Annotated in this window: 10 protein-coding genes; 8 read left to right on the top strand and 2 right to left on the bottom strand. The window is 66.1% G+C overall.

Annotated elements, in window-relative coordinates:
- Positions 1–90 precede the first annotated feature (90 nt).
- Entirely contained in the window at positions 91–1,077 is a 987-nt protein-coding gene (locus B9D87_RS13155) for an SDR family NAD(P)-dependent oxidoreductase (RefSeq protein ID WP_007776481.1), read from the bottom strand.
- 82 nt (positions 1,078–1,159) lie between these two features.
- Here B9D87_RS13155 and B9D87_RS13150 point away from each other — a divergent pair, with 82 nt between their 5' ends.
- From B9D87_RS13150 to B9D87_RS13120, 7 genes are all read left to right on the top strand, one after another.
- Positions 1,160–2,926 carry a nitric oxide reductase activation protein NorD gene (locus B9D87_RS13150; RefSeq protein WP_007776477.1) on the top strand — a complete coding sequence of 589 codons (1,767 nt, stop codon included), beginning with the start codon at positions 1,160–1,162 and terminating at the stop codon, positions 2,924–2,926.
- Between the two features lie 56 nt (positions 2,927–2,982).
- Positions 2,983–3,849 carry a CbbQ/NirQ/NorQ/GpvN family protein gene (locus tag B9D87_RS13145; protein WP_007776474.1) on the top strand — a complete coding sequence of 289 codons (867 nt, stop codon included), beginning with the start codon at positions 2,983–2,985 and terminating at the stop codon, positions 3,847–3,849.
- Between the two features lie 84 nt (positions 3,850–3,933).
- Positions 3,934–5,052 (top strand): ABC transporter substrate-binding protein, encoded by a 1,119-nt coding sequence (locus B9D87_RS13140; protein ID WP_007776470.1) that lies wholly within the window; start codon positions 3,934–3,936, stop codon positions 5,050–5,052.
- Entirely contained in the window at positions 5,052–6,206 is a 1,155-nt protein-coding gene (locus B9D87_RS13135) for a spirocyclase AveC family protein (protein WP_007776468.1), read from the top strand. Before B9D87_RS13140 ends, B9D87_RS13135 begins: the two co-directional genes overlap by 1 nt.
- Positions 6,199–7,203, top strand: a complete 1,005-nt coding sequence (locus B9D87_RS13130; RefSeq protein ID WP_007776465.1) for an SDR family oxidoreductase — start codon at positions 6,199–6,201, stop codon at positions 7,201–7,203. The genes B9D87_RS13135 and B9D87_RS13130 overlap by 8 nt, the downstream gene beginning before the upstream one ends.
- Positions 7,204–7,213: 10 nt before the next feature.
- Positions 7,214–8,431, top strand: a complete 1,218-nt coding sequence (locus B9D87_RS13125) for a cytochrome P450 (protein WP_007776462.1) — start codon at positions 7,214–7,216, stop codon at positions 8,429–8,431.
- Between the two features lie 90 nt (positions 8,432–8,521).
- Complete coding sequence (locus B9D87_RS13120) at positions 8,522–10,006, top strand: aldehyde dehydrogenase family protein (RefSeq protein ID WP_040631915.1); 1,485 nt, start codon at positions 8,522–8,524, stop codon at positions 10,004–10,006.
- Positions 10,007–10,009: 3 nt separating this feature from the next.
- On the opposite strand, the gene B9D87_RS13115 is transcribed toward B9D87_RS13120, so the two are convergent.
- Positions 10,010–10,258: a hypothetical protein gene (locus B9D87_RS13115; RefSeq protein ID WP_148664702.1), complete on the bottom strand. Its 249-nt coding sequence runs from the start codon at positions 10,256–10,258 to the stop codon at positions 10,010–10,012.
- A 365-nt stretch (positions 10,259–10,623) separates the two neighbouring features.
- Here B9D87_RS13115 and B9D87_RS13110 point away from each other — a divergent pair, with 365 nt between their 5' ends.
- Positions 10,624–11,892 carry a cytochrome P450 gene (locus B9D87_RS13110; RefSeq protein WP_007776452.1) on the top strand — a complete coding sequence of 423 codons (1,269 nt, stop codon included), beginning with the start codon at positions 10,624–10,626 and terminating at the stop codon, positions 11,890–11,892.
- Positions 11,893–11,904: the final 12 nt, after the last annotated feature.

The raw sequence follows: 11,904 nt of genomic DNA, 5'->3' as shown, positions 1-11,904 counted from the left end.
CCTGACCAAGCCGGACTCTACGGTTGGGTGGATAACTGGTCAACGATGTTCGGCGGGCAGGCGTGACGCCGCGAGCGTTCGTGCGATTCGTCATCCACGCCCCGCGGGATTCGGGAACGTGATCTCGGCGTTGCCCGGCATCGGGCTGACACCGCGTCGCTCACACACTTCCAGCACCTCGTCGACGATCGACGCCGGCACGATGAACTTCTTTGTCGCAGACATCTGCTCGAGATGGGCCTCGATATCCTCGGCAGTGGGCCGGCTTTCGGCGTCGGCGAGCCAGCCTTCGGTGAGGCCGACGAACACCCGCGCGTAGCGGCCGGCGGCCGCGGAATAGTTGCGGTGGGTGAACGTGCAGGACGTGCTGGCCAGAAACGTCACCAGCGGCACGACGAGCTCGGGCCGGATGGCTTGCATGAAACCCGATTCGGCAAGGAATTTCTCGTCGCCGACCGTCTCGGTGACCATTCGCGAGAACCCGGTGGGCATAACGGAATTGGCGAGTATTCCGTGCGCTTCGCCTTCGATGGCAATGACGTTCGTCAGCCCGACCAGCCCGGCCTTGGCCGCCGCGTAGTGGGCCTCCATCGGTTGACCGAAGATTCCGGCGGAGGACGAGATGAACACGAATCGTCCGCCGCCGTTGTTCTTCATCACGCGGTACGCGGGCTGGGACAGGTGAAAGCCGCCGTCGAGATGCACGCGCAGCATCCGCGTCCAGTCGTCGTGCGAGAGGTCCTCGAAGGGCACGGTGCCGAAGATGCCGGCGTTGCTGACGACCGCATCGAGGCGACCGAACGCGTCCACGGCCGCATCGATGATCGCCTGCCCGCCGGCCGGGCTGTCCACGGAGTCGTACGAGGCGATCGCCCGGCCGCCGGACTGCTTGATCTCGTCGACCACCTCATCGGCGACACCTTTGTCGACGCCTTCGCCGGGTAAGCCGCGCATCGATCCGCCGAGGTCGTTGACCACTACGGCGGCACCGCGGCGGGCCAGGTCCAGCGCGTACAGCCGACCGAGTCCCCGACCGGCCCCGGTCACCACCGCCACCTGGCCGGTGAAGTCAATCATCGTGTGCTCCTGATTCATTGACTGCTGTGCAGCCGGACTTTACGGTGGAACAGATATTTGGTCAACAATTGGGAGGTTGAGCGTGGAGGACGGCGCCCGTGCCGACCGACTGCAGGCCCTGGGCATGCTCGCCTCCGCGCTCGCGGGCCGGGCCGTCGCGGTCGCCGGGCTTCCACCGGGCGAACCGGCATGGACCGACGGCCAGACGATTCACGTCGATGCCGCGGCGGCGCCGCGCGCGCAACTGAAAGCCGTAGCCGTGCAGGCGTCGATGATCGCCGCCGGCAGCCTGGAGCCCGATGTGGTGGGCGCGTTGGTTCGCCGGCGCAAGCTGGCCAAGCGTTACCTCTCGGTCGAAGCCCACCGCGCACTGGTCGCCAATGCCCCTTTGCTACCAAGTGTTTTGGCGTCGCTGGGCGACCGCGACATGGCGGGTCGCAGCGATTCGCCCAACGCGTCGCTCGACATTGCCGCCGCACGGGTGGCGCTGCAAGACCCGGCGCCGGAGTTCGGCGTGATCCACGCGGCAAAGGTGATGTCCGCGTGCGCCCGGGTGGCCAAACAAGACGAAGAGGCGAAGGCCGGCCATGTGCCGCGGCGTGATGGCACAACGGAACTCGAGGAGCTCGACGACGGCGAGGTCGACGACTCCGACGATCCCGACCTGTTCACCAGCCCGGTTGGCGGTGGCGGATTCATCGGCAAGTGGCTGAAGAAGATGCTCTCGTCGGCGCGCAAGACCGGAAGTGGCGGCGGGCCGCCCGGCGCGGACAACCCGACCCATCGCACCAACTCCGGTAAGCGCGGCGCGTACGCCGTGACATCGCTGGCCTCGACCTCCGGTGGCGAGGACGGGGACGCCGATCACGAGGGCCAAACTGCCGTGGACGGGGTGCGGTATCCGGAATGGGACGTCGCGCGCAAGAGCTACCGGCCTTCGTGGTGCACGGTGCGCGAGGTCGAGCCGCAGATCAAAGCGTCGGCAACCCAGGCCATCGACGACGCCATCGGCGTGCGGCGGCCGCTGTCGCGGCTCGGCATGGGCCTGCACCGTCGGCACCGGCAGTCGCAGGGCGACGACATCGACATCGACGCGGCCGTCGAGGCCCGGGTCGAGGTGCGGGCCGGATCGGTGCCCGACGAGGCCGTGTACCTCGACAGCTTGCGGCGCCGTCGCGACCTGTCGGTGCTGCTGCTGCTCGATGTGTCGGGCTCGTCGGGCGAACCCGGAACGGTCGGGCGCACGGTGCACGAACAACAGCGTGCGGCCGTCGCCAACCTGACCGTGGCGCTGCACGACCTGGGTGACCGCGTTGCGCTGTACGCGTACTACTCGCAGGGCCGTCGCGCGGTGAGCATGGTGCCGGTGAAGCGGTTCGACGACCACCTGAACGCCCAGGTCATCCGGCGGCTCAACAGCCTGGAACCCGGCGCGTATTCACGACTGGGCGCGGCGATCCGGCACGGTTCGGCGACCCTGGAGGCGCGTGGCGGCACGTCGCGGCGGCTGCTGGTGGTGCTCTCCGACGGACTGGCCTATGACCATGGATACGAGCGGGCGTACGGTGCCGCGGACGCGCGCCGCGCGCTGACCGAGGCCCGCCGCCGGGGGACCGGTTGCGTGTGTCTGACGATCGGCGCGGGAACCGACGTGGCATCGCTGCGCCGGGTGTTCGGCAGCACGGCGCACGCCACCGTCGCGCGCCCCGATCAGCTCGCCGGTGTGATCGGACCGCTATTCCGATCCGCCCTGCGCTCGGCGGAGGTACGCCGCAGGATATCGGTGATGCCAAGTCCCAGAACACAGTTGGCGCGCGAGAACGTCAACGCCGTCCGTCAGGGCACTTGAAAACAAACATCTGTTCCGGTTAGGCTCAAGTCGCCGGGAGTAGCAGAAGGGAAGCTATGGCCAACGAGTCCGGGCTTGCATACTTCAACGGCGGTCCGTCCGACGCGGACGGAAAGGAAGAAGTGCGGCCCTACTACCAAGCGGTCGGCGGCGAAGAGGCCGTTTTCAAGGCGGCCTACCGCCAGGGCCTGGCGTTGGTCCTGAAGGGTCCGACCGGATGCGGCAAGACCCGATTCGTCGAGGCGATGGCCCACGACCTGGGACGGCCGCTGGTCACCGTCGCCTGCCATGACGACCTCACCACGGCGGACCTGGTCGGCCGCTACCTGTTGCGCGGCGACGAGACGGTGTGGGTGGACGGCCCGCTGACCCGGGCGGTGCGGGAAGGCGCGATCTGCTATCTCGACGAGGTGGTGGAAGCACGGCAGGACACCACGGTGGTACTGCATCCGCTGGCCGATCACCGGCGACAGCTGCCCATCGAGCGCCTCGGCGTCACGCTGGACGCGGCGCCAGGATTCGGCCTGGTGGTGTCCTACAACCCCGGCTATCAGAGTGTGCTGAAGGATCTCAAGGATTCGACGAGGCAGCGCATGGTGGCCATCGAATTCGACTTTCCCGCAGCCGATATCGAAGAGGGCATCGTCGCGCACGAGGCGGGCGTCAACGGGGCCACCGCGGCCGAGCTGGTCCGGTTCGGGCAGGCCATCCGCCGGCTGGAAACGGGCGGGCTGCGTGAGGTGGCCTCCACTCGGGTGCTGATCGCCGCGGGCAGGCTGGTCGCCGAGGGCCTGAGCATGCGGGAGGCCGCCCGTGCCGCCATCGCAGGCCCGCTGACCGACGACGTGGCGGTGGGCAAGGCGCTGGGCGAGATGATCCAGATCTACCTGGGTACGGACGGGTCCGGCGGGTCCGATGATTGACGCTGCATACCGCCCCCGCTAGGGTCTGAACAAATATTAGGTTTTTCGGATCGGCGCGCGCAATTCAGTCACCTGGGAGGTCGGATGTCCTACGAGAGCAGCGCAGAGCCGATCAAGGTCGGCTACCTGATGGACTTCAAGCTGCCGCCGGGTTTTCCCGAGGACCTGTTCGCCTCCTTCACCCAGACGTTCGACCTCATCTTCGAAGAGGCCGTCGCCCAGGGCCTGATGGACCGCCCCGTGCAGATGATCTATCGCGAGGTGGAGGGGCTACCCAAGGGTTCGGTCAAGGCGGTGATCGACGCCTATGGCGAACTGGTCGACGAGGGCTGCCTCGTGGTCTTCGGCCCGAACATCACCGACAACTGCGTGCCGTTGCGTGAGGCGATCGAGGAGCGGTTCAAGGTACCCGCGATCAGCGTGACCGGCACCGACGACTGGTTGGGCGAGTGGACGTTCGCCTTCCCGCAGGGATCGATGACCGATGAACCGATCTTTTTGGCCGACCTCATCGCAAAACGCGGGCTCACCGACATCGGTGTGCTGGTCGAGCAGAGCCTCATCGGTGAGAGCTACCTGAAGAACCTGCGAACTGCGTGCCGGCGCAAAGGCATTCGGATCGTCGCGGAGGTTGCCATCGCGCAGACGGCTCAGGACATCAACGCGGCCGTGCAGACGCTGCATGAGGCGAAGGCCGAGGCGATCGTGCACCTGGGCTTCGGTTTCGGAATCGTGTTCATCAACCCGGCTCTCGAGTCCCTCGGATGGGACCCGCCCCGCTTCACCACGACGGCGTGGCAGAACGCCTGGGTCAACCCGATCATGTGGAACGCGTTCATGGGCTGGATCGGTGTCGACCAGTACGACGAGGCGAACAAAATCGGCCAGGACTTTCTCGACAGCTACGCGAAGAAGTACAACGGCAGTCGTCCTGAGTTCTGCGTGACCGTGGTCAACCGCGACGTCGCCGCGACGCTCGTGCGCGCGTTCACCGACGCCCATCCGTTGAGCCCGCGGGGCGTCAAAGAGGCGCTGGAGCGGGTCAAGATGATGCCCGCCGCGTCCGGTGCGCCCGGCACGCGAGTGTCGTTCGGCAAATGGACCCGCCGGGCCTGGATGGGCGCCGGTTATCTGGTGGCACGCACGCTCGACGCCGACGGCATCAACTCGCATCTGGTGGATCGCTTCGGAGAGGAAGACTGATGTCCACGGAACAAACCACACCGCCTGCCGCGCAGGAGGAACCGGCCGCCCCGCAGCGAAAAGCCAAGCGCGGCTGGGGCGGTTGGATCGCCGGGGCGGCGCTGGCCGCCTTCGCATTGTTCTTCATCGCGAATTGCCGTGTGGCCCTTGACCCTCGCGTCGCGAACCCGAACGTGCAGGGCCGGCCAAGACCGGTCAGATTCACGTTCGGTCTGGACTACATCGGGTTCCTGGACTGGGCCACGGTCGCGGCGCTGGTCGTGTTGTTGGTCGTCTTCATCAGGGGCTGGCGCCGCAATCCCGGTAGCCCGGTGATGTTGATGTTCCTGTGCACCACGCTGATCGTGTGGCAGGACCCGATCATGAACTGGTCGCCGTTCGCGGTCTACAACCCCGATCTCGTGCACTGGCCCGAATCCTGGCCACTGGTGTCGCTGTCGCCGACGGTCGAACCGTTCGTGGTCTTCGGTTACGTGATGTTCTACTTCGGGCCCTACTTCCCCGCGGTCTGGATTCTGCGCAGGCTGCAGGCCAAGTACGGGCCCACCAGCTACGTGTCGCGGCATCCCCTGGTCAGCCTCGGCCTGATCACGCTGGCGATCGGGTTCGTTTTCGATGCCTTCCTGGAGAACATCCTGATCCACTGGGGCATGTACATCTATTCGCAGGTGATCCCGTGGGGATCGGTGTTCACCGGCACCACCTTCCAATTCCCGCTGATCTGGGAATCGTTCTCGGTGTGCTTCGTGATGGTGCCGGCCGCGATCCTGTGCTACCGCGACGACACCGGGAAGTCGGTGGCGGAAAAGCTTGCCGCGAAAGCGAAGTTGTTCCCGTCGCGGCCGGTGCTCGGCACCTTCCTGGTGATGTTCGTCATCATCAACGTGTCCTACTTCGCCTACGGCGGCTGGTTCTGGGTCATCAAGGTCAGCCACGCCGCCACCTCGGTCGCGTGCCCGTGGCCGTACCCGGAGGCGAAAGTGTATGACCCGCAAGGATATTACGAGAAGGCGGGCGCCCAGGGCCCGTACTCCGTCGGCATCTGGTCGACCTGGGCGAGCGGGGAGCCCAACGGACGGCCGCACGTCGATCCTCCCCCGCCCGGTGAGGGTCCCTGCGCTGTCCAGGACCACAAGGCGGGCCAGCATGGCTGAGCCGCGCACGATCGTCATCACCGGCGCGTCCCGCGGACTGGGCTTCGCCTCGGCGGTGCGGATGTATACGGAGGGGTGGCGCGTGGTCGCGGCCATGCGCACCCCCGACCAGGGAATGCCGCTGCTGCGCGCGGCTACCGGTGCCGCCCTCGACGACGAACGGCTGATCGGCGTCCAACTCGACCTGACCGACAGCGCGTCGATCGCCGCGGCGGCCAAGACAATCGAAGAAGCCGTGGGCGCACCGTACGCACTGGTGCACAACGCGGGTATCTCCGCCGCCGGAATGGTGGAGGAGACCGACATGGCGTTGTGGCAGCGCATGCTAGCCACCAGCGTCCTGGGCCCCGTCACGCTCACCCAGGCCCTGCTGCCGTCGATGCGGGCGGCGGGGCAGGGGCGAATCGTCCTGGTGTCCAGCGCGGCCGGGGTGCGGGGCCAGCCCGCCACCGCGCCGTACTCCGCGGCCAAGGGAGCGCTGGAACGGTGGGGGGAGTCGATGGCGTGCGAGATCGCGCCGTTCGGTCTCGGTGTCACCGTCCTGGTGGCCGGCACGTATGACACCGAGATCATCACCGACGCCGGCGCCACCGACAACCGCAACTTCGGCGGCCCGTACGCCCGGCTACACAACACCATGAACAGCCGTGGGCGCTTCGCGATGAAAATGGCGCGCCCACCGGAGCGGTTCACCGACGGCCTGCTCAAGGCGGTCGATGACCGGGGAGCATTCCGCCGCCGGGGTATCGGGCCGGACGCCTCGATGCTGTTGGTGGCCAACAGGATTCTGCCGGCGTCGGGCATGCACCACGTGTCGCGGATCGTTCTGGGCATACCCCGGCAGGGTTCGATGCGCGATGGCGCGTGGCCGTTGACGACAAGTCAAAAGGCGATGGTCTTCATCGCCCGTGTTCTTCCGCAGCCGGTACTGCAACGCTTGGCCGCAGTGGCGGGGCGATTCTCGTCGCAAAAGAATGCGGCACCGCAAGGGGATTGAAGGGGCAATCATGGAACAGCTTTTTGACGATCTGGAGGACTTCGGCGCGTTCGATGACGCGATATCCGGTGACGTGCGTGATCCGTACACCGAACTGGCGCGGATTCGCCGTGAGGAACCGGTGCAGCGACTGGAGACTTCGGGAGCCCTGCCGCACGAGGAAGGGCTGCCGATGTTCATCGTGTATCGACACGAGGACATTCAGCAGATGCTGCGCGACAACGAGACGTTCTCGTCGTCGGCGGTGATCGCCGCGTTCGGCCCGGTGCTGGGTGAGGGTGTCATGCTCGGCATGGACGAACCGATCCATGGCCGGTTGCGCTCTTTGGTCTCAAAGGCGTTCTCGCAGAAGTCTTTAGCACGCTGGCAGGACGAGCTGGTTGGCCGCGTGGCCAATGGCCTGATCGACAAGTTCGCGCCCAACGGCAGAGCGGATCTGGTGAAGGAGTTCACCTTCGACTACCCGAGCCAGATCATCGCCGGCCTGCTGGGCCTGCCCGAGGAGGACTACCCGCAGTTCCAGCGGTGGTCGATCTCGCTGTTGAGCTGGTTGATGAACCCGGAGCGCGGGCTTGCGGCCTCGGCCGCCCTGTGCGAGTACTTCGCGCCGATCCTGCAGGCCCGCCGTGCCGAGCCGAAGGACGACCTGATCAGCGCGCTCGCCGCGGCCGAGATCGACGGGGAGAAGCTGGCGGACGAGGAGATCTTCTCGTTCCTTCGACTGCTGTTGCCCGCCGGTGTCGAGACGACGTACCGGTCGCTGGGCAGCCTGCTGTTGGCGCTATTGAAGGACCCGGCGCAATTGGACGCGATCCGTGCGGACCGATCACTCCTGCCTCAGGCGATCGAGGAGGGCGTGCGCTGGGAATCACCCCTGTTGACCATCACCCGGGTCGCCACCCGCGACACCGAACTCGGCGGCGTGGCGATCCCGGCCGGGGCGACGGTGATGCCGATGCTCGGTTCGGCGAACCGGCAAGAGGATCGTTATCCCGATCCGGACACGTTCGACATCCACCGCGAGGCCCGGGCACACCTGGGCTGGGGGCACGGCGTGCACGTCTGCCTCGGCATGCACCTGGCGCGGCTCGAGATGCGCACCGCCATCAACCTGCTGCTCGACCGGTTGCCGAACCTGCGGCTGGACCCCGAGGGCGACGACCCGCACATTCGCGGCCAGGTCTTCCGGTCGCCGACGTCGGTCCCGGTGCTGTTCGACCCCCAATAACCAGCCCGGTAGCGGCTGCAACTTGCCAATCGGCTAGTTTCCGGTAAGGCTCTCCGTAGCCCCTCAACGACCCAGAAGAGAGTGACAGATATGACTGAGGCTGTAAAGGTCCGCTTCGAGCCGAAAATGATGATCGACGGCAAGCTCGTCGAGGGCCAGGCCGGCACCTTCACCAACATCAACCCGGCCACCGAGGAGTCGCTCGGCGAGGTTTCGGACGCGTCGAAGGAGGACATGCACCGGGCCATCGACGCCGCCCGGCGCGCCTTCGACGAGACCGACTGGTCGACCAATAAGGAGTTGCGCAAGCGCTGCCTGCTGCAGCTGCACGAGGCGATCGAGTCCGAGATCGACGAGCTGCGCGAGGAGCTCATCCTCGAGGTCGGCTCCCCGCGGGCCATCACGTTCGGACCCCAGCTGGACGCGCCGCTGGAAGACGGGCTGAAGTACCCCGCACGTCTGATCGACGAGTACGCGTGGGAAACCGACCTGGGCGACAAGGTGATCAGCCTGACCGGCGCGCTGACCACCCGCAAGGTGTGGCGGGAACCGGTCGGCGTGGTCGGTGCGATCGTGCCGTGGAACTTCCCGTTCGAGGTCACCCTCAACAAGCTCGGGCAGGCGCTGGGCACCGGCAACACCGTGGTGCTCAAGCCGGCACCGAACACGCCGTTCAACGCGAACCGGCTCGGCCGCCTGATCGCCGAGAAGACCGACATCCCCGCGGGCGTCGTCAACGTCGTCACCGCGTCGGACCACTTCGTGGGTGAGGAGCTCACGCTGTCGCCCAAGGTCGACCTGATCTCGTTCACCGGCTCGACGGTGGTCGGCAAGCGGATCATGGAAAAGGGCGCCGCGACCATGAAGCGGCTGTTCCTGGAGCTCGGCGGCAAGTCGGCCACCATCGTGCTGGAGGACGCCGACTTCGGGACGGCGTGCATGGTCGGCATCGCGCCGTGCATGCACGCCGGTCAGGGTTGCGCCAACCCGACCCGGCTGCTGCTGCCGCGGTCCCGGTATGACGAGGGCGTCGAGATCCTCAGGAACATCTACGAGAACGTTACGTGCGGCGACCCGCAGGACCCCGCAACGCTGTGTGGACCGGTGATCTCGCAACGACAGTTCGACCGCGTGACGGACTACATCAAGAAGGGCGTCGAAGAGGGCGCCACGCCCCTGGTCGGCGGGCCCGGTGCCGAAACCGGTTTCGACAAGGGATATTTCATCAGGCCAACGCTTTTCACGAACGTCGACAACAAGATGACCATCGCGCAGGAGGAGATCTTCGGCCCGGTGCTGTCGGTCATCCCGTTCGACGACGAGGAGGACGCGATCCGGATCGCCAATGACAGCGTGTACGGGTTGGCCGGCAACGTGTTTGCGGGTTCGCTCGAACGTGCGCTGTCGGTGACCCGCCGGATCAAGGCCGGCTTCATGGGTGTCAACGGCGGCGCCCCGTACGGCGCCGACACACCGTTCGGTGGCTACAAGGAAAGCGGTATCGGACGCCAGAACGGTATCGCCGGATTCGACCAGTACACCGAGATCAAGTCGGTGGCCTACCCCGCCGGCTAGGAATCACCCTTCGACGAGATTGCCGTCAGGGTTGCGGTTTTCGGGTTTGATCGCGACCTTGGCGGCAATCTTGGTGTGACCCGGCGGCAGCGGCCGTTTGAGTGTGCAGACGATGCTCCACTCGAAATAGTGGTCACCGCCCCTATCGTATTCCTTGAATCGGTGGGCAACTTGGGTGCGTTGCACCGAGGATCCCACGATTTCCCAGCCCTGCTCGCCGTAGGTCGTCGTCAGGCGGTTCGCCTGTTCCAAGACCGCTTCCAACGACTCATGGGTGTACGAGATGAAGGTGCTCTCCCATCGCTGGGGGTACCACGTGCCGTCTGACGCCAGCCACCAACCGGGCCCGGGTGCAGGAGTGCTCACATCCGGGGACCATATGCGCCGTCGACCCAACAGAAATGAACTGCAGGTGACCGTCGCCGTACACCACGCCGAAGAACTGGCGTCAACAGCGCCGACGGTGCGGCAGGTGTCGCGCGCAGTTGGCGATCGCGCGGCCGCGTCCGGGACCGCTGGCTTGACCTAATATTTGTTCAGCTCTAGATTGGCAGGAGAGGTTACGTCGCCCGGGCTGACGTTGGTGGGGGCGGTTACGTGGATGCCTAGGAGTCCTGTTGAGCGAATTCGAGAAGGTTGATTTCTTCACTGACGTGTCCCTGATCCCGGACCCGTACCCCTACTTCGATCATCTGCGGGCGCGCTGCCCGGTGCTGCCGCGACCCGATCAGGGCGTCATGGCGGTCACGGGACACGCCGAGGCGCTCGCCGTCTACAAAGATCCGGCGTTCTCGTCGTGTGTCTCGGTCGCCGGGCCGTTTTCGGGGTTGCCGTTCGAGCCCGAGGGCGACGACATCGGCAGCTTGATCGAACAACATCGCTCGCAGATCCCGATGAGCGAACACATCGTGACTCAAGATCCACCGGAGCACGCCCGGACGCGAGGTCTGCTCAGCCGCCTGCTGACACCCAAGCGGCTCAAGGAAAATGAAGACTTCATGTGGCGGCTCGCCGATCAGCAGCTCGACGAGTTCTTGTCCCGCGCCAGCTGTGAATTCCTCGACGACTATGCGCGGCCGTTCTCCGGGTTGGTGATCGCCGACCTCCTGGGAGTACCCGTGGAGGACCACGAAGAGTTTCGGGATGTGTTCTCGGGCAAATTCTCCGGTGGGGTCGAGGACGACTCGGTGACGCGCGCGCACAATCCGCTGGAATACCTCGACGACAAGTTCACCACCCACATCACCGAACGCCGCCGGCAACCACGCGAAGATGTGTTGACCGAGCTGGCCCAGGCGAAGTACCCCGACGGCTCGACCCCCGAGGTCATCGACGTCGTCCGGCTGGCGACATTCCTGTTCGCGGCCGGCCAGGAAACCACGACCAAGCTGCTCAGCTTCGGCGTCCGCACGCTGGCCGAGAACCCGGACTTGCAGAAGCTGCTCCGCGAAGACCGCAGCCGGATACCGAATTTCGTCGAAGAGACGCTGCGCATGGAGAGTCCGGTCAAGTGCCACTTCCGGATGGCCCGCACGACGACGTCCATCGGTGACACCGACATCCCGGCGGGCAGCACGGTGATGCTGCTGCCCGGCGCGAGCAACCGCGACGCGCGAAAGTTCGAGCAGCCCGACGAGTTCCGTATCGACCGGCCGAACGTGCGCGAGCACGTGGCCTTCGGCCGCGGCAATCACTCCTGCCCGGGCGCACCGTTGGCCCGCGCAGAAGGGCGAATCTCGCTGAACCGCATACTCGACCGGATGGCGGACATCGCCATCACGGAGGGCGAGCACGGGCCGCCGGACGCCCGCCGCTACACCTACGACCCGACGTGGCAGATGCGGGGTCTGAGCGAGTTGCACCTCGAATTCACGCCGATTTCGTGAGTGACCGCGAAA

This window comes from Mycobacterium colombiense CECT 3035 (genome assembly GCF_002105755.1).
GTDB classification, from domain to species: domain Bacteria; phylum Actinomycetota; class Actinomycetes; order Mycobacteriales; family Mycobacteriaceae; genus Mycobacterium; species Mycobacterium colombiense.
Note: the sequence above shows the minus strand (reverse complement) of the source record. Positions and strands in the feature narration are given on the sequence as shown.